General features: G+C 70.8%; 18 protein-coding genes. 7 read left to right on the top strand and 11 right to left on the bottom strand.

Translation table 11 applies throughout. From position 1 onward, the window contains the following. Positions 1 to 142: 142 nt before the first annotated feature. The 4 genes from EJ913_RS23655 to osmF form a co-directional block, all read right to left on the bottom strand. Entirely contained in the window at positions 143 to 901 is a 759-nt protein-coding gene (locus EJ913_RS23655) for an ABC transporter permease (protein ID WP_127002520.1), read from the bottom strand. 13 nt (positions 902 to 914) lie between these two features. Then, a complete protein-coding gene (locus EJ913_RS23650) occupies positions 915 to 1,856 on the bottom strand; it encodes an ABC transporter ATP-binding protein (protein ID WP_127002518.1) in 942 nt (313 codons plus the stop codon). After that, positions 1,853 to 3,037, bottom strand: coding sequence for an ABC transporter permease (locus tag EJ913_RS23645; RefSeq protein ID WP_127002516.1), 1,185 nt, complete (start codon positions 3,035 to 3,037; stop codon positions 1,853 to 1,855). The genes EJ913_RS23650 and EJ913_RS23645 overlap by 4 nt, the downstream gene beginning before the upstream one ends. Positions 3,038 to 3,298: 261 nt before the next feature. After that, positions 3,299 to 4,237 (bottom strand): glycine betaine ABC transporter substrate-binding protein OsmF, encoded by a 939-nt coding sequence (osmF, locus tag EJ913_RS23635; protein WP_244939473.1) that lies wholly within the window; start codon positions 4,235 to 4,237, stop codon positions 3,299 to 3,301. A gap of 209 nt (positions 4,238 to 4,446) precedes the next feature. On the opposite strand from osmF, the gene EJ913_RS23630 reads away from it, so the two are divergent. Then, positions 4,447 to 5,208 carry a nucleotidyltransferase family protein gene (locus EJ913_RS23630; RefSeq protein WP_127002514.1) on the top strand — a complete coding sequence of 254 codons (762 nt, stop codon included), beginning with the start codon at positions 4,447 to 4,449 and terminating at the stop codon, positions 5,206 to 5,208. Next, entirely contained in the window at positions 5,201 to 5,920 is a 720-nt protein-coding gene (locus tag EJ913_RS23625; RefSeq protein ID WP_127002512.1) for a metallophosphoesterase family protein, read from the top strand. Before EJ913_RS23630 ends, EJ913_RS23625 begins: the two co-directional genes overlap by 8 nt. A gap of 19 nt (positions 5,921 to 5,939) precedes the next feature. Here the strand turns inward: EJ913_RS23625 and EJ913_RS23620 are convergent, their stop codons facing one another. Further along, the gene (locus EJ913_RS23620) at positions 5,940 to 6,704 is read right to left on the bottom strand and encodes a metallophosphoesterase (RefSeq protein ID WP_238522035.1); all 765 of its coding nucleotides are present in this window, start codon (positions 6,702 to 6,704) and stop codon (positions 5,940 to 5,942) included. Between the two features lie 299 nt (positions 6,705 to 7,003). Here EJ913_RS23620 and EJ913_RS23615 point away from each other — a divergent pair, with 299 nt between their 5' ends. Then, the gene (locus EJ913_RS23615) at positions 7,004 to 9,070 is read left to right on the top strand and encodes a methyl-accepting chemotaxis protein (protein ID WP_127002510.1); all 2,067 of its coding nucleotides are present in this window, start codon (positions 7,004 to 7,006) and stop codon (positions 9,068 to 9,070) included. Here EJ913_RS23615 and EJ913_RS23610 read toward each other — a convergent pair. Next, positions 9,058 to 10,530 (bottom strand): tetratricopeptide repeat protein, encoded by a 1,473-nt coding sequence (locus EJ913_RS23610; RefSeq protein ID WP_127002508.1) that lies wholly within the window; start codon positions 10,528 to 10,530, stop codon positions 9,058 to 9,060. The genes EJ913_RS23615 and EJ913_RS23610 overlap by 13 nt on opposite strands. Positions 10,531 to 10,641: 111 nt before the next feature. Here EJ913_RS23610 and EJ913_RS23605 point away from each other — a divergent pair, with 111 nt between their 5' ends. Then, entirely contained in the window at positions 10,642 to 11,904 is a 1,263-nt protein-coding gene (locus tag EJ913_RS23605; protein WP_127002506.1) for an ABC transporter substrate-binding protein, read from the top strand. Between the two features lie 429 nt (positions 11,905 to 12,333). Here EJ913_RS23605 and EJ913_RS23600 read toward each other — a convergent pair whose 3' ends face one another. Together EJ913_RS23600 and EJ913_RS23595 are read right to left on the bottom strand one after the other, a co-directional pair. Continuing rightward, positions 12,334 to 12,957: a trimeric intracellular cation channel family protein gene (locus EJ913_RS23600; RefSeq protein ID WP_127002504.1), complete on the bottom strand. Its 624-nt coding sequence runs from the start codon at positions 12,955 to 12,957 to the stop codon at positions 12,334 to 12,336. Positions 12,958 to 13,046: 89 nt separating this feature from the next. Beyond that, positions 13,047 to 13,607, bottom strand: a complete 561-nt coding sequence (locus EJ913_RS23595; protein WP_185909907.1) for a hypothetical protein — start codon at positions 13,605 to 13,607, stop codon at positions 13,047 to 13,049. 141 nt (positions 13,608 to 13,748) lie between these two features. Between EJ913_RS23595 and EJ913_RS23590 the strand changes: the two genes are divergently transcribed. Further along, positions 13,749 to 16,208 carry a heavy metal translocating P-type ATPase gene (locus EJ913_RS23590; protein ID WP_127002502.1) on the top strand — a complete coding sequence of 820 codons (2,460 nt, stop codon included), beginning with the start codon at positions 13,749 to 13,751 and terminating at the stop codon, positions 16,206 to 16,208. Continuing rightward, complete coding sequence (gene cueR / locus EJ913_RS23585) at positions 16,205 to 16,621, top strand: Cu(I)-responsive transcriptional regulator (protein WP_274390105.1); 417 nt, start codon at positions 16,205 to 16,207, stop codon at positions 16,619 to 16,621. Before EJ913_RS23590 ends, cueR begins: the two co-directional genes overlap by 4 nt. 81 nt (positions 16,622 to 16,702) lie before the next feature. Here cueR and EJ913_RS23580 read toward each other — a convergent pair whose 3' ends face one another. Further along, positions 16,703 to 17,647 (bottom strand): hypothetical protein, encoded by a 945-nt coding sequence (locus EJ913_RS23580; protein ID WP_127002500.1) that lies wholly within the window; start codon positions 17,645 to 17,647, stop codon positions 16,703 to 16,705. A gap of 155 nt (positions 17,648 to 17,802) precedes the next feature. Here EJ913_RS23580 and EJ913_RS23575 point away from each other — a divergent pair, with 155 nt between their 5' ends. Next, positions 17,803 to 18,285 carry an SRPBCC family protein gene (locus EJ913_RS23575; protein WP_127002498.1) on the top strand — a complete coding sequence of 161 codons (483 nt, stop codon included), beginning with the start codon at positions 17,803 to 17,805 and terminating at the stop codon, positions 18,283 to 18,285. Positions 18,286 to 18,290: 5 nt separating this feature from the next. Here the strand turns inward: EJ913_RS23575 and EJ913_RS23570 are convergent, their stop codons facing one another. Together EJ913_RS23570 and EJ913_RS23565 are read right to left on the bottom strand one after the other, a co-directional pair. After that, positions 18,291 to 18,641, bottom strand: coding sequence for a hypothetical protein (locus tag EJ913_RS23570; protein ID WP_127002496.1), 351 nt, complete (start codon positions 18,639 to 18,641; stop codon positions 18,291 to 18,293). Beyond that, positions 18,638 to 20,539 carry a hypothetical protein gene (locus EJ913_RS23565; protein ID WP_127002494.1) on the bottom strand — a complete coding sequence of 634 codons (1,902 nt, stop codon included), beginning with the start codon at positions 20,537 to 20,539 and terminating at the stop codon, positions 18,638 to 18,640. Before EJ913_RS23565 ends, EJ913_RS23570 begins: the two co-directional genes overlap by 4 nt. Positions 20,540 to 20,554 lie beyond the last annotated feature (15 nt).

Raw genomic sequence — 20,554 nt, 5'->3', positions numbered from 1 at the left:
AGCTGCGCCCCATGATCCACCTCCAACAATGGTGAATCACGTCAGCGGCCCAAGCGCAACCGCCGATTCAGATTTCAGGCGCGATGCTCTAGAGGATGACAATCGGTCGTACAGCTTGCGCGTGGGGGCTGCTCGGACGTTTCTATCCGCCAAGTCTCCAGCGGGTGGTCCAAGCGGTCAGCCGGTCGAAGCCGGCGTCCAGCACCAGCGCCAATGCGCCGACGATCAGCGCGCCCTGGATGACGTAAGCTTGGTTGGAGCCGTTCAGCCCGACGATGATCGGCAACCCCAGGGTCTTCGCCCCAACGGTCGAGGCAATGGCGGCGGTGCCGGTGTTGACGATGACCGCCGTCCGCACCCCGGCCAGGATCACCGGCGCGGCCAGCGGCAGTTCGACCCGGAACAGCCGCTCCCATGGGCCCATGCCGAGGCCCTGCGCCGATTCCCGGACGGCGTCCGGCACGCCCTCCAGCCCGGCGATGGTGTTCCGCACCACCGGCAACAGAGCGTAGAGCGACAGCGCGATCAGTGCCGGCAGCGGGCCGAAGCCGATGGACGGCACCGCCAGTGCCAGCACGGCGACCGGCGGGAAGGTCTGGCCCATGGTCGCCACGGATTCCAGCAGGCTCCGAAACTCAGCGCCCCAGGGCCGTGTGACGGCCACCCCGGCAAGGCCGCCGACGGTGACCGCGATCAGGCTCGACAGGCCGACCAGGGCCATGTGGTCGAGGGTCAGCGTCAGGAAGGTCTCGGCCTCGTAGAGCGGGCGGTCGAGCGATGGGTAGAGCGCCGCGAACAGCGGCTTGAGCGCCGGCATGCCGAGCACCAGCGCCACCAGCGCCAGCAGACCCAGCGTCAGCCGGTCGGTCAGCGGACCCAGGCGCATCGCCACCCCGGTCATGGCACCGCCCTCGTCATGGGCTGGTCGCCGGACCGCGCACGAGGTCGGCGAGGTGGAGCACCCCGGCGGGCCGTCCACCCTCGTCCATCACCGGCAGGCGGTCGGTGCCGCGCGCTACCATCTCCGACAAGGCCCGGTGCAGCGGGGCGGCACTGGGGAAGGGCGCGCCGGGAATGGTGGGTTCCGGGCGCGCGCGCTGGCCGACCGTCTCGACCGACAGCCGCTTCAGCCCCCAATCCTCGCGCCCGACCAGATCGCGCACCACGTCGCCGGCCGGGTGGGTCAGGATCTCCAGCGGGGTCGCGGTCTGAACCAGCCGGCCGTGATCCATCACCGCAATGCGGTCGGCGAGCGTCAACGCCTCGTCCATGTCGTGGGTGACGAAGACGACGGTGGTGCCCGTGTCGCGATGGATCGCCGCCAGTTCGCCTTGCAGGGCGCCGCGCGTGATCGGGTCAAGCGCGCTGAACGGCTCGTCCATCAGCAGGACGCGCGGTTCCGCCGCCAGCGCGCGGGCGACGCCGACCCGCTGCTGCTGCCCCCCCGACAGTTGGTGCGGGTAGGCGCTGCGGAAGCGCCGGGGGTCGAGGTTCAACAGCTCCAGCAGTTCCGTCACCCGGTCTCGCACCCGCGCCTTGGGCCAGCCGAGCAGGACGGGCACCGTCGCGATGTTGCGCTCCACCGTCCAGTGGGGGAACAGCCCGACCGACTGGATCACGTAGCCCATGCGGCGGCGCAGTTCCTCCGGGCGCAGGGCGGCGATGTCGGTGCCCTCGACGCGGATGCTGCCGGACTCCGGGACGATCAGGCGGTTCATCATCCGCAGCAGCGTCGACTTGCCCGAGCCCGAGGAGCCGATGAGGACGAGGAACTCGCCCTCCCCGACGGTCAGGGATACGTCGTTCACGGCGGTCCAGGAGCCGAAGCGCTTCGTTACCCGCTCGAACGCGATCATACGGCGCTCCTTCCGGTGGGCCATCCGGTGCTCCGTGTGGCGAGCGCGATGGCGACCGTCAGCAGCGCGTCGGTGGCGACGGCGAACAGGATGACCGGCACGGCGCCCAGCAGCACCAGATCCAGCGCGTTGGCGAACAGCCCCTGGAACATGATGGATCCCAGACCCCCGGCACCGATCAGCGCCGCGACCGCCGCCAGCCCGACCGCCTGCACCAGTGTGATCCGCAGGCCCGACAGAAAGACCGGCAGGGCGAGAGGCGCCTCGACGCGCAGCAGGATCTGGCGCGGCGTCATTCCCATGCCGCGCGCCGCCTGCCGCACGCTGTCCGGCACGCCGTCCAACCCGACCGCCGTGTTGCGTACGATGGGCAGCAGCGAATAGACGGTCAGCGCGATCACCGCCGGGACCGGCCCGACCCCGCTGATGCCGTAACCCGGCAGCAGCGCGGCCAACGCCGCCAGCGGCGCCATCAGCAGCCCGAACAGGGCGATGGACGGGATGGTTTGGACAATGTTCAGCACCGGGAACACCAGCCTGCCGACCCTTGCCGAGCGCTGCGCCAGCACCCCCAGCGGCACGCCGACGAGCAGCGTCGGCAGCAGCGCCGCCAGCACCAGCACGCCGTGCCGGAGCAGCGCGTCGGCGAACACGTCGCGCCGGTTGGCGTATTCCTTGAGGATCGACAATTGATCGAGACGACCCGCCACCAGCTCCAGCGCGATCAGCCCGGCCACCGCCGCGCCGACCGCCAGCCGAGCCGCCGCGCCCAGCCCGAGCCGCCGCATGGCGTCGGCCATCGCCAGCAACGCGGCGGCGAGCATCACCCAGAACCCGGATCCGAACGACGCGCGCGCGGCGGGCGAGGCGTCGGCGGCGAGGCGCGCGGCGTGTTCCCCCGCCAGTCCGACCAGCCCGGCGGCGAACAGCGCCCCGGCGGCGACGGAGGCGGCCAGGGCCGCCCGCGACGGACGCAGGAATGGGGCGGCGAGCAGGACCGCGCCGGGCAGCAGCAGCGCCCAGCCCCAGGGCGCTGCCAGCGCTGCGGCCAGCGGGATGGGCTTTCCCGACAGCAGCCGGTTGGGCGCGAAGCCCAGGAAGGGCAGGGCGAAGGCGGCGCCCAGCAGGAACAACGCCAACAGCAGCGCCACGCGATTGGGGACGAGGGCGGGGGCGGTCATGCCTTGCGGCCCTCCCCCTGACACGCGCTCTCATCCCTTCTCCCCCGCGGGGAGAGGGTTGGGGTGAGGGGGACGCGTGGCGTCCGGCTTCGAGGTGAAAGGCGGTTTTTCCAAAAAGCTATGAACGCGGAACCGGTGGCCCGGCCGGATGACGGTCGGGGCGCGTCCCCCTCCCCCCGCCCCTCTCCCCGCGGGGGAGAGGGAGACAGGAGAGAAAGATTTGTTACGGCCGGCATGCCGACGTTCCGGTAGCCCCTGCTCTCACTTCAAAAAGCCCTTTGCCTTCAGATAAGCGGTGGCGACTTGCGCTTGATCCTGGCCCTCCACCGAGATCTTCGCGTTCAGCCCGCGCAGAGTCTCCGCGTCGAGCGAGGCGAAGACCGGCTCCAGCGCCTCGCGGATCTTCGGGTTCTTCTCCAGCACGGCGGCGCGGATCGCGGGGGCCGGCTCGTAGACCATCTGGGCGCCCTTGGTGTCGCGCATCACCACCAGATCGAGGGCGGCGATGGCGCCGTCGGTGCCGTAGACCATGGCGGTGTTGACGCCCGACGTTCCCTCCGCCGCCGCGCGGATGGTTGCGGCGGTGTCGCCGCCGGCCAAGACCAGGATCTGGTCCGGCTTCATGGCGAAGCCATAAACCCCCTGGAAGGAGGGCAGCGCCGCCGGGCTCTCGACGAATTCGGCCGAGGCGGCGATCTTCGCCTTGCCCCCGCCGCCGACCCACTTGGCGAAATCCTCCATGGTGGCGAGCTTGTTCGCGGTCGCCACGTCCTTGCGCACGGCGATGGCCCAGGTGTTGTTGGCGGGCGCCGGCTTCAGCCAGACGATGCCGTTCTTCTCCAGGTCGAGTTGCCGGACCTTCTCGTAGCCGGCCCCGGCGTTCTTCCACACCGGATCGCTGTCGATGTTGAAGAAGAAGGCGCCGTTCCCGGTGTATTCCGGGTATAGGTCGATCTCGCCGGCGAGCAGGGCGCCGCGCACGATCTTCGTGGGGCCGAGCTGGAGCTTGTTCTCGGTGGGGACGCCGTTGGCCTCCAGCACCTTGACGATCATGGTGCCGAGCAGACCGCCCTCGGCGTCGATCTTGGAACCGACGCGCACCGCGTCGGCGGCCCAGGCGGCGCTTCCCGTCGTCAGGACCAGCCCCAGCGCCAGCGCGGCCACGGTCCGCATCCTCCGCATCGTCGGTTTTCCGATCATTCTTCGTCTCCTCCGCCGCGCACGGGCCAGGGCGCCGGCTCCACGACGGCCGGCGTCGGTCGGAGGATGGTCAATATTCCCCGACGCGGCAACCCGCCCTTTCCGTCTGTCCTGTCCGGGATATTACCACCTCCTCCGAATCGGCCGTTTTCCGTTTTCGCCTGTTGACGCTTGCGAACAGGCCGAACGAGGCAGAAAGGGAGACCGCCATGACCGAAGCCCGCCAGGGAAGCGCCACCGTCACGCCCGAGGCCGAAGCCTTCTACGCGCAGAGCATGCGGCTGATGGTGGAATCCGGCATCCCCTTCCTGCTCGGCGGCACCTATGCGGTCAGCGCCTACACCGGCATCACCCGGCCGACCAAGGACATCGACGTCTTCTGCCGGGGCGGCGACTTCCCGCGCATCCTGGCCCATTTCCAGGGTCACGGCTTCGCAACCGAGATCGAGGACGAGCGCTGGATCGGCAAGGTGAAGCACGGCGATCTCTTCTTCGACGTGATCTTCAACTCCGCCGCGGCGATCAACCCGGTCACCGACCGCTGGTTCGAGGAGGAGCATCGCGCGCTGATCTGCGGCACCGACGTGCAACTGGTCGCGCCGACCGAGATGATCTTCTCGAAGTCCTTCGTGCAGATGCGCCACAAATACGACGGCCCCGACGTGGCCCACCTGATCTTGAAGCAGCACGACCGGATCGATTGGAAACGGCTGCTGGCCCACATGGAACAGCATTGGGAGGTCCTGTTGATCCACGCCCTGAACTTCCGCTTCATCTACCCGACGGAGCGCGACCGAATCCCCGAATGGCTGGTGGACGAGCTGCTCGACCGCATGACGGAGCGTGCGAAGCTGCCGGTGGCGCAGACCCGGATCTGCCGGGGCCGCCTGTTCTCGCGCGAGGATTACCGGATCGACGTCACCGAATGGGGCTTCGCCGACGTGGTGGGGGAGGAGACCAAGCATGGCTGAGGAGACACTGACCGTCGCCGCCATCGGCGACATCCATGTGGGGGAGAATTCCGCCCACCCCTACCGCGAGCTGTTCCACGAGATCGCCGGGAAGGCGGACGTGCTGGCGCTGTGCGGCGACCTGACCAACCACGGCAAGCCGCGCGAGGCGGAAATCCTGGCCGAGGATCTGCGCGCCATCGGCATCCCGGTGGTCGCCGTGCTCGGCAACCATGACTACGAATGCGGGCTGGTGGAGGAAAGCCAGCGCATCCTGGAGCAGGCCGGCGTCCGCTTCGTGGACGGCGCGCCGCAGGAGATCCGGGGCGTCGGCTTCGCCGGGGTGAAGGGCTTCGGCGGCGGGTTCGGCAGCCTGATGCTGGATTCCTTCGGGGAATCGGCGATCAAGCAGTTCGTCCACGAATCGGTGAGCGAGGCCATGCGGCTGGAAAGCGCGCTGCGCCAACTGGAGACGGAGCGCATCTTCGTCCTGCTGCACTACGCCCCGATCGCCGCGACGGTGGTGGGCGAGCCGACGGAAATCTACCCGTTCCTGGGCTCCTCCCGGTTGGCCGAAACCATCGACCGCTTCGAGACCGTCCGCGCGGTCGCCCACGGCCACGCCCATCACGGCACCTTCAGCGGCCACACCCTGCGCGGCACGCCGGTCTACAACGTGGCGCAAACCATCCCGAAGGAGGGGGGCCGTCCCTACGCGCTGATCACGGTGTGAGAAGGAAGGAGGGATGGGATCAGACGGTGCAGAGGAAGCGCCGGTCCGTCCCCTCCAGCACCAGGGCGGTCAGGCGGTTGGTGGCGTAGGCGCCGGTGTCGATGCCGATGCGGTTGGCGCGCAGCTCCGGCTCCGGGGCGATGGTGTGGCCGTGGACGACCACCTTGCCGTGGTCGTGGCGCGACGACAGGAACTCGTTGCGGATCCACATCCGGTCGCCGTCCTCCTGCCGGTCGAGCGGCACGCCCGGCCGCACCCCGGCGTGGACGAAATGGTAGTCGCCGATGGTCAGGTGGCAGCGCAAGCCCGCCAGGAACCCCCGGTGGTGCGGCGGCAGGGCGGCGTTGAGCAAACGCTGGGCCTCCAGCATGTGCTCGGGCGGGCCGTCGGGCGCCGGGGAGGGCAGGCCGTAGCTGGCCAGCGTGGCGTCGCCGCCGTAGGTCAGCCAGCCCGGCCCGACGCCGGCGTCGTCCAGGAAGAGCCGCATCGTGTCGTCGTGGTTGCCGCGCAGGCAGACCGCGCCCAGATCCCCCGGAAGGCCGTTCGCCAGCCGCTCGATGACGCCGGCCGAATCCGGCCCGCGATCCACGTAGTCGCCGAGGAACACCACGTATTTCAGCAGGCCGGGCGCGGTGCTGGCGTCGTGGAGGATCTGGCCCAGAAGCTGGTCGAGCAGGTCGAGCCGGCCATGGACGTCCCCCACCGCGTAGACCCGCATGCCGCGTGGCACCGACGCGGGCGCCGTCTCGGTGTCGGACCACAGTCGTCGCGCGAAGCCCAGCACGCTTGGTTCTCCTCCGTTTGTCGCACCGCCTGTCCGTGAATTGGGGTTCGGCCCAGGGAACCTTCAAGGGGGCATCCGAATGCGCCGCAACATGGCGCGCAACACGCCGTGCATGGCCACGCCGCTCCCCGCTGGTCCTCGTCGGCCGATGAGCAAGCATTGCGGATTTGTCACATGACTTCTTCTATTTTTTGAACATGCGACACAAGCGCTCAATCGAAGATTTACTGCGGACGATTATCCGGGTGATGGTAGAGCTGCCGTTCAATTCATCAGGGTAAGGCGCTGTGGCTGGTTGGATGAAGGTCCGTCTGCGGACCAAGATCGTCGTCGGTGTGGTCGCGGTGCTGGCGGCCGGCGCCACGGCGATCACCGGGGTGTCCGTGTGGCTGTCGCGCGAGGCCGCGCAAGGATCGGCCATCGCGCTGGCCGCCGAGATCGCCGAGCATCAGGCGGTCCGCGTCGCGGCCGACATCGCCGCCGCCGTGGACGGCGCGCGGGGCATCGCTTCGCTGGTCGCGGTGGAGCGCGGCACGGGCGAGCCGCGCCGGACGGTGGTCAACCGCTATCTGGCGGGGCTGGCCGCCGCGAACCCGGCCTATGCCGGGGTGTGGATCGACATGGCCGACAACGGCTTCGACGGCAAGGACGCCGGCTTCACCGCGCGGGACGGCGAGATCCTCGGCCTGCCCAACACCGGCCGCATGAGCCTGCTGTGGCTGCCCGCCGCCGACGGCCCGCGCGCCGACGACAGCGAGGGCGTCGGCTACGCCGAGGTTCAGGGCAAGGAGTATTACAAGGCCGCCGCCACCGCGCGGAAGGAGGTGGTGACCGAGCCCTACCTCGACGACCTGACCAAGGCGCTGATGACCAGCGCCGCCATGCCGGTGCTGGACGGCGGCCGGGTGATCGGCGTCGCCGGCATCGACCTGTCGCTCGCCGGGCTGACCGATTTGGTGCGCTCGGCCAAGCCCTACGGCGACGGCTACGTCGCGGTGCTGTCGGCGTCGGGCCGCTACGTCGCGCACCCCGATGCCGGGCGCCTGTCCCAGCCGGGCGACGACCTTCCCGAAGCGGCGCGGCGCGCGGCGACGGAGGGCCGGATCTACGAGGGTGAGGCGGTGCTGGCCGGGCGGTCGCATTACCTGCGGGTCTCGCCGATCCGTTTCGGGCGGACGGACGCGGTGTGGTCCTTCGTGGTGGCGGTGCCGCAGGCCAGCATCATGGCCGACGCCAACCGGCTGAGCCTGCTGGCGGCGCTGGTCGGGCTGGGCTGCGTCGCCGCCGGCACGGCGGTGGCCTGGGGCATCGGGGCCGGGCTCGCACGGCCCCTGGCCGGGATGACCACGGCGATGGCGCGTCTGGCCGAGGGCGACCTCGCCACCCCGATCCCGGCGCTCGACCGCGAGGACGAGACGGGCACGATGGCGCGGGCGGTGGACGTCTTCAAGACCGGGCTGATCCGGGCCCGCGACCTCGACCTTGCCCAAAAGGCCGACTGGCAGGCGCGGGAGGAGCGCGCGGCGGCGCTCGCCGCCTTGCAGCGGGACTTCGAATCCAAGGCCGGCGGGCTGTCGGGCGACATGGCCGCCGCCGCCACGCAGTTGAAGGCGACGGCGGAGGCGCTGTCGGCCATCGCCGACCGCACCAACGGGCAGGCGGCCTCGGTCGCCGCCACGGCGGAGCAGTCCTCCGGCAACGTCCAGACCGTCGCGGCGACGACCGAGCAGTTGTCGGCCTCGATCCGCGACATCGGCCGGCAGGTGGACGAATCGGCGCGCATCGCCGGGGAGGCCGTCGCCGACGTGGAAAGCACCAACGCGACGGTGGAGGCGCTGGCCCAGGGCGCCCAGAAGATCGGCGACGTGGTGACGCTGATCCAGTCCATCGCCGCCCAGACCAACCTGCTGGCGCTGAACGCGACCATCGAGGCGGCCCGCGCGGGGGAGGCCGGCCGGGGCTTCGCGGTGGTGGCGCAGGAGGTGAAGAACCTCGCCAACCAGACCGCCGGCGCCACCGAGGAGATCGTCGCCCAGGTGGACGAGATCCGCTCGGTGACCGAGCGCACGGTCGGATCGATGCGCGGCATCGGCGCGACCATCGCCACGGTCAGCCGCATCGCCGCCAGCATCGCCGCCGCCGTCGAGCAGCAGGGCGCCGCGACCGAGGAGATCGCCCGCAACATCCAGCAGGCGGCCCACGGCTCGCGCGAGGTCAGCGACACGGTCGGAAGCATTCGCGGCGCCGCCGCCGAGACGGGGGCCGCCGCCTCCCAGGTGCTGGCGTCGGCGGGCGGCGTCGCCGAACGGTCGAAGGCGCTGACGGCCGAGGTCGACCGTTTCTTCGCCGCCGTTCACCGGGCCTGACCGGAGGGAGGGCCGCCGGGCTCCCGCGCCGGCAGGTCGCGCGCGCAGAGCAGGGGGCGGCGCAGCCGTCCCGCCGCGATGTCGGCGCGGATCGCCGCGCCGTCCATCGCGCGGATGCGCTCCAGCTCCGCCCGGTTGGCGTCGATGAAGGGGTTGAGGTCGGTCGAGTTCTCCGGCCGGGCGTGCTCCAGGTGGTAGAGCGGCCCGGCGGTGCGCTTCACCGGCAGGCCGAGGCGGTGGAAGCGCTCGACGATCTCGTCGTCCTCGTAGCCCCAGGACAGGAAATTCTCGTTGTAGCCGCCGGCCGCCAGCAGCTGCGCGCGGTCGAAGAAAGCCCCGCCGCCCGGCGAGTTGTTGTGCATCAGGGGAAAGTGCTTGCACACCGCGTTCAACGGCGCCGCCGACAGGGTGTGGCCGAAGCGGAAGACCTCCCGACCCATGATCCAGAAGAACAGCCCGTTGTAGGGGAAGACCAGGCCGCCCTTGCCGTCCTTCGCGCGCGCCGCGTCGCGGGCCAGGACGTATTGCACCGGATCGACCACGATGTCGGTGTCGTGCAGGGCGACGACGGGGGTGTCCGCCACCTCCACCATGCGGTTGAGCAGATGGGCCTTGTGGGTGAAGGGCGTGTCGTTGCCGGTCAGATGCAGGTGGCGGCAGCGCGCCGCCAGTTCGGGGCCGAGAGCGTCCGGAACGTCGCTCGGGCCGTCCTTGTCCTCGCCGATCAGGACCGTCGTGTCGGCGTGCTTGAGCAGATAGGCCGCGATCCAGCGCAAGTTGCGCTTGCGGTCCTCGCTGTCGGCGCGGAAGGGGATGAGGAAGGTGGTGTCGCGCAGGTCGTGCCGCCCGTCCGGCCGCCTTGCGTCGAGCGCGGCGCGGCGGGCGTGGAAGGTCGCCGCCTGGGCCGTCAGCCGCTCCGCCGAGGCGTCGTCGGCCGGGTCGAGCGCCAGCGCCATTTCGTAGAAGGTGACCGCCGCGCCGGGCCGCCCGAGCGCCGCCTCGATGTCGCCGTGCTGGCGCCAGCCCTTCGGGTGGTGGGGGTGCCGGGTCAGCAGGACGTCCAGCGTCGCCAGCGCCTCGCCGATCCGACCGATCCCCTGCAACGCCTCGCTCAGCTGGTATTCGGCGTCGGGGAAGTCGGGGCGCAGCGCCACCGCGCGGCGGTAGGTGGCGATGGCTTCCTCCGTCCGCAGCAGCACGTGGAGCACCGTGGCGAGGTTGAACAGCGCGTCGGGATCGGGGGCGCCGGCCGCCTCGGCGATCTCGACGGAGCGGGCGAGCAGGGGCAGGGCGCGGTCGTGCTCGCCGCGCAGCGCGGCCAGCAGGCCCAGCCGGTGCAACGCCTCGGGATTGCCGGGATCGGCGTCGAGGATGCGGCCGTAGAGGGTTTCCGCCTGGGCGTGCCGTCCCGCCTTCAGGTGGTCGAGGGCCAAGGCCAGGGCCTCGCCGATGCTTGCCATGTGTTGCGTTCCGAACCGCTGTTGCGATTCCACTTTGACACAACGGCCCGCTCCGGTGAAATCTTCGGCCATCAGGACCGAAACGCTCCACCCAAAGGCATCGTCAGACCCATGACCAACGATCATAAGAACCGTTCCACCGGAGGATTCGCCCTTACCCGCCGTCAGCTGGGCCAGGCGGCCGTGGCCGGCGGCGCGCTCGCCGCCTTCGGGCGGGCCCCCGCCTTCGCGCAGAACACCACGCTGAAGGTCGGCGTCCTGCTGCCGCGCTCGGGCCTGCTGGCCCAGGCGGGCCAAGCCTGCCAGCGCGGCGCCGAGATCGCGCCGGCCGTTCTGGCCGAGATGGGCTACAAGGTCGAGGTCATGTCGGCCGACACCGAATCGAACGTCGACGTCGCCCGCTCGCGCACGGAGAAGCTGATCAACGACGGCGCCAACGTCATCGTCGGCGCCTTCGACAGCGGCCAGACCGCCGCCGCCGCGCAAGTCTGCGAGCAGCGCGGCGTGCCGCTGGTGATGAACATCGCCGCCGCCGACCGCCTGACCGAGCAGGGCTTCAAGACCGTCTTCCGCAACTTCCCGACCTCCACCATGCTGGTGTCGAACGGGCTGGCGCTGATGAAGGATCTGTTCGCCGCCACCGGCACGACGCCCAAGTCGGCGGTGTTCCTGCACGCCAACGACACCTTCGGCATGGCCAACAAGCAGGCGCTCGACGCCCTGTTCCCCACGCTGAACATGCCCTTCACGCTGATCGAGTCGATCTCCTACGACCCGAAGGCGCAGGATCTGGCGGTCGAGGTGGCCAAGGCCAAGGCGACCGGCGCCGAACTCGCCATCGTCACCACGCGGGCCAACGACGCCATCATGCTGGTGCGCGAGATGGTCAAGCAGCGCTGGGAGCCCAAGGGCATCGTCTCCCCCGGTTCGCCCGGCCTGTACGACGAGCAGTTCTACAAGGTGCTCGGTAAATACGCCGACTTCGCCATGACCAACCTGCCCTGGTACGACCCCAAGGCGGCGATGACGAAGAAGGTCGAGGCCGCCTTCAAGAAGCAGTTCCCCAACGACCGCTTCGAGGGCTACGCCTTCAACGTCGCCTTCACCTTCGAGGCGATCCTGATCGCCGCCGACGCCTTCAAGCGCGCCGGCTCGGCCGAGCCGGCCGGCCTGCTGGCGGCGCTGCGCGAGACCAACCTGACCGACAAGATGATGGTCGGCCCGGCGATCAAGTTCGACGCGAAGGGGCAGAACACCGATCTGGTCTCCGCCTGCATCCAGAACCACAACCAGCGCCCGACCGTGGTCCTGCCCAAGGGCTCGGCCGAGCTGGATCCGGTGTTCCCGGCGCCGGGCTGGGGCAAGCGGGCGTAAGGAGCTTTTCCATCCTGGGGGGCCGGGGGACCGCGTTCGGCAAAGGCGGCCCCCCGGCCTCCGCAGGGCGGGGAATGGAACGTTTGGAACGTTTGAAACGCCGTGGAACATGTTTCCCAGGCCTGTTCACTGTTCCATCGCGCCGCACGTCGCCGAACTGGGCGGCCGAGCCGAGGCTGGAGGAAGGGGCGTTTCGATGGGCATGGCGGGGCTCCCTGGGCGATGGAGGGGGGCGCCATGATAGGGGGAAACGCTTCCGAGCGTTGGGGGTTTCGGCAAATTCCCGGCCTTGGGGGTTCTCCCTCTCCCGCCCCGGGAGAGGGAAGGGTGAGGGGCTATTGGAACAGGGATCAAGCACCACGCCCGCTAGCCCCTCACCCTCCCCGCTTCGCGGGTCCCCTCCCTCTCCCGGGGCGGGAGAGGGCGCTTTCAACTCCCCGGCGCGCGGGGCGCGCTCCAGCCGCGCAGCACGCTGACGACGCGCAGGGCGAACACCGCCAGCGCCCCGGCGACGGCGACCGGCACCGGCGGCAGGCCCAGGGCGTGGCCGGCGATCACCACCAGCGTGCCGAGCAGCGCCGCCATGGCGTAGATCTCCTCGCGCAGCACGCGCGGCACCTCGGCGACCAGCAGGTCGCGCATCACCCCGCCGCCACACGCGGTCAGCACCCCCAGCAGCGCGGCCGGCAGCGGCGTCAGCCCATAGGCCAGAGCCTTGCCGCAGCCGGCCACCGCGAACAGCCCCAGCCCGGCCGCGTCCAGCACCATCACCGGCTTGCCCAGCCGGTTGATCTGCGGGTGGAGGAAGAAGGCCGCCAACCCCGCCGCCAGCGCGGCCAGCAGGTAGCGGTCGTCGTGCAGCGAGGCCGGCGGCACCGCGCCGATCAGCAGGTCGCGGAACACGCCGCCCGCCAAGGCCGCCGCCAGCGACAGCACCATCACCCCGAAGATGTCGAGCCGCCGCCGCACCGCCAGCGTTCCGCCGCTGAGGCCGAAGACGAAGACCCCGATCAGGTCGAGGACGGTGAGAAGCGTGGTGGGGTCGGTGGGCATCGTCGGGTCCGCAAGGGTCGGTCTGCCCAAGGACTGAGCACAACCGCCGCCCTCCCGCCAAGCGAAACCGCATCCCTCCGGTCGGATCCTCAGGTCGGATCGGGCGCCGACAGCCGGATCCCCATGCGCCGCGATTCCAGCATGAAGGCGCGGGTCATCTGCAACAGGTCGGTGCGCCAGTAGAGCTGGCCCAGGGGATCGTCCAGGAAATCCTCGGGCAGCATGGCGTAGCAGTAGGTCTCCACCGTCCGCCGTTCCGGCGCCCAGGGGTCGGCGCCGTCGCGCCAACCGATGGTCCAGCCGGCGTGGCCGGCGCCGATGGCCCAGCGCTCGAAATGCGGGGCGATGGTGTTGCTGTCGATGGGGTCCTTCACCGGCACCTGATAGATCGCCACGAAGCGCCGGACGTTCAGTTGCAGCCGCATCAGCAGCGAATCGCCGAAGGCCCGGATGCGGTAGATGCAGTCCGGCGCGCCCGGCGCGTGGCTGAATTCCACCGTCGCCCGCCGCAGCTCGGCCAGCGGCACGGCCGACGGCGAGTCGGCCAGCGGCGGCGTCTCGTACTCCACCGCGCGCAGCTCCTCCACCATGTCCAGGGTCAGGAAGCGGAAGACGCGGGCTTGCGCCTCGTCGACGGTCAGGCGGGTCATGGATCGGCGCTCGGCTGGTTGGAGGGCAGGGGATCAACAGCGGCTGCGGCGCTTTGTTCAGAAACGCGTTCACCCCTTGACCTTCCAATGGCTGGAACCTCCATATCAGGGGGTGCCGCACCGAACCGAAGGAGAGCCGGCATGACGCCCGCGTCCACGACGACCGCATCCGTTCCGCAGAGCCCCGCCGAACTCGACATCGGCGTGTCCGGCATGACCTGCGCCTCCTGCGTCCGGCGGGTGGAGAAGGCGCTGGGACGGGTGCCGGGCGTCACCGCCGTGTCGGTCAACCTCGCGACCGAGCGGGCACGCCTCGCCTTCGCCGGCGCGCCCGACGCCAGGGCGGCGGCCGAGGCCATCGAGAACGCCGGCTTCCAGGCGGAGCGCCGGGAGTTCGATCTGTCGGTGACCGGCATGACCTGCGCCTCCTGCGCCGGGCGGGTGGAGAAGGCGCTGGGGCGGGTGCCGGGGGTCGAATCGGCGGCGGTCAATCTGGCGACGGAGCGCGCCCATGTCGTCGCCTTCGCCGGCAGCGTCGACGCCGCCGCGCTGGCCGAGGCGGTGGAGCGCGCCGGTTTCGGCGCCGCCCCGGTCGAGGCCGGCAACGCCACGGCGGAGACCGACGCGCGCGCCGAACGCAGCCTGCGCGACCGCAACCACGCGCTGATCGCGGCGGCGCTGTCGCTGCCCCTGCTCGTCGGCATGGCCGGCGATCTGGCCGGGCTGGACTGGATGCTTCCCGGCTGGGCGCAATTGATCCTGGCGAGCGTCGTGCAGTTCTGGCTGGGCGCGCGCTTCTACCGGGCCGGCTGGAACGCGGTTCGGGCGGGGGCCGGCAACATGGACCTGCTGGTGGCGCTCGGCACCTCGGCGGCCTGGGGGCTCAGCCTCTACCTGATGCTGACCGCGCATCCCGGCCACGCGCCGCATCTCTATTTCGAGGCGTCGGCGGTGCTCATCGCCTTCGTGCTGTTCGGCAAGTGGCTGGAGGCCCGCGCCAAGGGCCAGACGGCGGCGGCGATCCGCGCGTTGATGGATCTGCGCCCGGCCACCGCCCGGCTGCGCCGCGACGGGGTGGAGACCGACATCCCGGTCGAGCGGGTGCGCGTCGGCGACGTGGTCGTCGTCCGCCCCGGCGAGCGCATCCCGGTGGACGGCCGGATCGTCGAGGGCGCCGGCAGCGTCGACGAATCCATGCTGACCGGCGAGAGCCTGCCGGTGGACAAGGAGCCCGGCGCCCGCGTCACCGGCGGGTCCATCGGCGTGGACGGGCTGCTGGCGGTGGAGACCACGGCGGTCGGCACCGAAACCACGCTGGCCCGCATCGTCCGGCTGGTGGAGGGCGCGCAGGCGTCCAAGGCGCCGATCCAGCGGCTGGTGGACAAGGTCAGCGCGGTCTTCGTGCCGGCGGTGCTGGTCGTCGCGGCGCTGACGCTGGCCGGCTGGTGGATCGCCAACGGCGACCTGGAGCACGCCATCGTCACCGCCGTGTCGGTGCTGGTCATCGCCTGCCCCTGCGCGCTGGGGCTGGCGACGCCGACCGCGATCATGGTCGGGACCGGGGCGGCGGCGCGCCACGGCATCCTCATCAAGGACGCCGAGGCCCTGGAGCACGCCCACGCCCTGACCGCCGTCGCCTTCGACAAGACCGGCACGCTGACCGAAGGCAAGCCGCGCGTCACCGACCTGATCCCCGCCGCCGGCACCGACGAATCGGTGCTGCTGCGGTTGGCCGCCGGGCTCCAGGCGGGCAGCGAGCACCCGCTGGGTCGCGCCGTCCGCGCCCGCGCCGAAGAGGCGGGAGTGACGCCGGGCCGACCGGAGGCGTTCCGGGCGCTGGCCGGGCGGGGCGTGTCGGGACTCGTCGAGGGGCGGGCGCTGCTGCTGGGCAACGCCCGTGCGCTGGCGGACACCGGGCTGCGCGACGCGTCGCTGGCCGAACGGGCGGCGGCGCTGGAGGGCGGCGGGCGCACGCTGTCCTGGCTGGTGGAGACCGGGCCGGTGGAGACCGGGGCCGCGCCGCGCCTGCTCGGCCTGATCGCCTTCGGCGACACGGTGAAGGCGGGCGCGGCGGCGGCGGTGCGTGCCCTGGCCGCCCAGGGCGTCGAGCCGGTGATGGTGACCGGCGACAACTGGGGCGCCGCGCGTTCGGTCGCCGCCGCGCTGGGCATCGAACGGGTCTTCGCCGAGGTGCTGCCGGGCGACAAGGCCGCCGTGGTGGCGACGCTGAAGGCGGAGGGCAACCGCGTCGCCATGGTCGGCGACGGCGTGAACGACGCGCCGGCCCTGGCGGCGGCGGATGTCGGCATCGCCATGGCGACCGGCACCGACGTGGCGATGCACAGCGCCGGCGTCACCCTGATGCGCGGCGACCCGGCCCTGGTGGCCGGATCCATCGACGTGTCGCGGCGGACCTACGCCAAGATCCGCCAGGGGCTGTTCTGGGCCTTCGCCTACAACGTGATCGGCATCCCGCTGGCGGCGTCCGGGCATCTCAGCCCGGTGCTGGCGGGGGCCGCCATGGCGCTCAGCTCGGTCAGCGTCGTGCTCAACGCGCTGACCCTGCGCGGCTGGGCGCCGCCGGAGGGAGGGGCGCGATGAGGGCGAACGTTGTGGCGGCGGGCATGACCATCGGCGAGGCGGCCAAGGCGTCGGGCGTCAACGCCAAGCTGATCCGCTATTACGAGTCCATCGGGCTGATCCCGGCGGCCGGGCGCACCGCGTCGGGCTACCGGGTCTACGCCCCGGCCGAGGTGAACGTCCTGCGCTTCGTCAAGCGCGCCCGCACGCTGGGCTTCGGGATCGAGCGCATCCAGCGTCTGGTCGGGCTGTGGCAGGACCGCAGCCGGTGTAGCTCCGAGGTCAAGCGCGTGGCGCTGGAGCACATCGGCGAACTCGAGGCGAAGATCGCCGAACTGGCGGCGATGCGCGACACGCTGCGCGAACTGGCCGACACCTGCCACGGCGACGACCGCCCGGACTGCCCGATCCTGCGGGATTTGGCGGGACGGTGAGTTTGCCGCGGCCGGCACCGATTGGAGACAGGATCCGCCGAAGACGGGAGCCTTCGGCGGATCGGGACGGGATTGGCGGGGCTACGCTTCGACCGTCGTCATGAAAATGCCGTCATCGCCCGCGCCGTTCCAGAACAGGTACGGCGTCTGCCGGTACGTGACGGCGCAGGGGCTGGTGCCGTCAAGGATGCCGGCGGCAACCCCGCTCGGGCCGACGACATGCGTCTGTTTCGTCCAGCTCTTGCTGTTGGTGCCCTCATAGGAGGTGGCGTAGATGCCGTCCTTGCCGGACCCGGCGTAAAACACCAGCAACTTGTACGTGCCGCCGCTGAGGCAGGCCGTTGGGCTGGTGTTTTCCCGGAACCCCATGTTCCCGATCTGCCCCTTGATCCCGACCGGCGACTGCCAGCCTTGATTGGTCAGAACGGTGTAGAATGTACCGTCGTTGCCGGCGCCATTATAGAACAGATAGAAATTGGCCATGTACTCGATGGCGCAGGGGCTGGTGCCGCTGGCGACACCCATGCCTGGGACCGACGTCTTGACCCTTGTCTGTCCTGTCCAAGTGCCATGATCCCGCAGGGTGTAGTAGACGTCGTTGCCGGAGCCGACCCAGAACAGATACGGGTTCCCGTAAACGGTCGCCGCAGGGCTGGTTTTTTCCAGGAAACCCATGGAGCCGATAAGGCCTTTTATAGCCACGGGGCCTTTGACTTCGCTGCCGTCGTAGGTGATGCAATAGGTGCCGTCATTGCCGGAACCGTTGTAGAAGACGTAAAGCAGATCGTGCACCACCACGGCGGCCGGGCTGCTGTTCTCGGCAATGCCGACACCGCTGACCACGCTGGCCAGCTTGGTCTGTTCGGACCACTTTTCCCCATTATAGGTGATGAAATACAACCCGTCGTTGCCGGCTCCGTTGTAGATCACATACAATGTGTCGCGATACACGGCGGCGGACGGGCTACCCTTGATCCCAAGAGTTCCTGCGTAATCGCGCAAATTGACTTGATCGGTGAACTTCATGAATTGCCTCGCCCATTTCGCTGCGCAGCAATATGGCTGCCCGCGTTAGAATACTTGAATTGATTTTATTTTATCATAAATGTCTACCATGACGGAAAAATTAAGCGGATTTGTCATTCCGGACTTCAGGATTCACCACCCAGAGGAGAGCGCCAATGACCGCCGTTCCCGCCAATGACCGCGAACTCGTCCTGACCCGCCTGATCGACGCGCCGCGTTCCGCGCTGTTCCGTGCCTGGACCGAACCGGAATTGCTCAAGCAATGGTTCGCGCCACGGCCGCTGACGACTCCGGTCGCCGAGATGGACGTCCGGCCCGGCGGCGGCAACCGGATCGTCATGCGCGACCCGGACGGCAAGGAGTATCCTTGCGGCGGGGTCTATCTGGAGGTCGTGGAGAACGAGCGGATCGTCGTGACCGACGCCTACACCACGGCGTGGGAGCCCTCGGAAAAGCCGTTCATGACGATGGTGGTGACCTTCGCGGACGAGGACGGCAAGACCCGCTACACCGCCCGCGTGCGCCACTGGACCGTCGCCGACCGCGAGGCGCACGAGGCGATGGGCTTCCACCAGGGCTGGGGGCAATGCGCCGACCAGTTGGCGGAACTCGCCGCGACGCTCCCGGAACGGGGGTGAGCCGCTCAGAGCGGGCGCAGCCGGTCAAGCAGGCGCGGGTTGTCCCAGTTCGGCTGACGGTCCTCGATCACCACGCGGTGCGGCAGGGGCGCGTCGCGCTCGGCCGCGACCTCGACCCAGCGCGGCACCAGCTCGTTGTTCAGGTCGTCGAGCGCGGCCATCGCCAGCGCCTCCAGCCCGGCGGTCCCGTCCAGTTCGGTCAGGTAGGCCGCGAAGCCCGCGGGCTCCAGCACCAGCCGGTCGGGCACCAGCCGCACCGTCAGCCGGGTGCCCGCCGCCGGCTCCCCGCGCAGTTCCACCAGGAAGTCGTGGCGGCTGTCGGGGGAGGGGGCGGTGGTCAGCCGCTCGCGCCTCACGCCGACACTCCCAGCGCGCCCTTTCCGGCGCGGGTCAGCTTCACCCAGCTCTTGGCCCCGGACTGGAAGGACAGGCCGCCGGTGTAGCCCAGCGCGCGGACGCTGTCGGCGAAGACCTGGATCAGCTCCACCCGAAGCTCCGGCGGCAGGGCGACGTGGCTGCGCAGGATCAGGTCGAAATGGTTGGGCCGCACCAGCCCGTCCAACTGCATGGGCCCGAGGCGGCTGAGGTCCACGTCGATCAGGAAACGGCTGCCGGGCTTGGATTTTTCCCGGCCCTCGCCGCCTTCCTCGTCGCCCTTCAGCGGGTGGACGTGCAGCTTGATCGGGCGGGGGCCGTTGGCGTCCATCATCGGCACGGTGTAGGGGCGCCAGTCGCCGGGCATCGGTTCGGCCGCCTCGCGCTTCAGCCCCTCGAACTCCCGGTCCAGCCGGGCCAGCAGGTCGCCGTGGCCGCCCTTTTCCAGGGCGGAGCTGGCGTCGTTCCCCAACCAGCCCTGCGCGTCGCCGCCGCGCATCGCCGACAGGAAGAAGGTCAGCGCCGCCGTCAGCTTGCGGTTGGGCTGCGGCATGGTCGCCAGCATCGAGCGCGCCAGCGCCGGATCGGATGCCGCCAGAGTCGCCATCAACTGGCGCATCGCCGGCCATTCGCGCTCGCTCAAGGGGCCGAGTTCGCCCGACGGCAGGGGGGCGGCGGCCTGGGTCGCCTGGGCGAGGTCGGCCAGCGCCGCCGTGACCTTGGCGCCCTGCGGCAGGCTGGCCGGCACGTTCAGGGCGAGCATGCCCTGCTTGGTCGCCAGGATCGGCTGGCCCTGCGGCGTCGTCCCGGCCACCGTGCCGCGCAGCACCGGGGTGTCGGGCGACAGGTCGGCCGGCCAATCGTCGAACGCATCGGCGGGTGGGTGGGGTGTGGCCGGGGCCTGTCCGCCGGAGCCCTGCCCCTGTCCCGCTCCGCCGCCGGTTCCGTTGTCGGGCTGGCCGGACGGCTTGGGCTGGACTGGAGGCGGGGTGACGGTGAGGATCCGCAATGCCAGCGTCGCCCCGCGCGGAAGGTCGGGAACCTCCGGGCTGGCGGACGGGCTGGCGGGCTTGAGCGTGGGTGTCTCGGCCCCGGGATGGGCCGCGTCGCCGCCCATCTCGACCGGCGTGTCGAGCATCGGCGCCCCGCCGAGCGGCGCGGCGCCGGCCCCTGGCGGCAACGGCGTGGCCGCCGCCGGGGGCGCTCCGGAAGCGGCGGCCGGAGTGGTTCCCGAGGGCGGTTGCGCCGCCGGGTTTCCCGGCGCGGAGGGCTGCGTCGGCAGCGGCGGGCCGCCCGCCGTCAGCACCTGGATCGGCTTGGTCGTCGTGGCCGCCGCCAGCACCAGCGCCGGCACGACGACGCCCGGCGTCAGCATCGGCAGGGTGGGGGGGGAGGGCGCGGCCGGCGTCGGCAGAATGACGGCGGGGGTGCCGGCGTTTCCCGTGGGCGCGGCGGGGGCCGGGGGTTGCTGGGTGCCGGTGGCGGCGCCCGGCGTCGCCGTGGTCAGGCTTTGCAGCAGGATCAGCGCGGTCGGCTTGGCCTGGGGCGGGGCCTGTCCCGGAACGGCTTGACCGGCCGAATCCAGAATGGCCTGGCCCGGCGTGATCTGGCCCGGCGTGATTTGGAGCGTGACCGGCTTGTCGGCCGGCAGCGGGACCGGGCTGTCGATCCGGACCTCGCCGGCGGCGGTGCGGATCCGCGTCAGCCCTTCCGGCGTCTGGCCGATCACGGTGCCGGTCAGCACCACCGGGCGGGCGAGGTCCTGGAGCCGGTCCGGCAGCGCCACCACCGTGGCCTCCCCGACCGGGACCGGGGCGGCGGCCGGGGCCGTGGCGGGCGCCGTCGCGGCCGGGGCGACCGGTGGGAGGACGCCGCCCATCGCCCGGCCGCCCCG

Source organism: Azospirillum doebereinerae (assembly GCF_003989665.1).
Taxonomy (GTDB): domain Bacteria; phylum Pseudomonadota; class Alphaproteobacteria; order Azospirillales; family Azospirillaceae; genus Azospirillum; species Azospirillum doebereinerae.
This window is presented reverse-complemented; position numbering and strand designations above follow the sequence as displayed.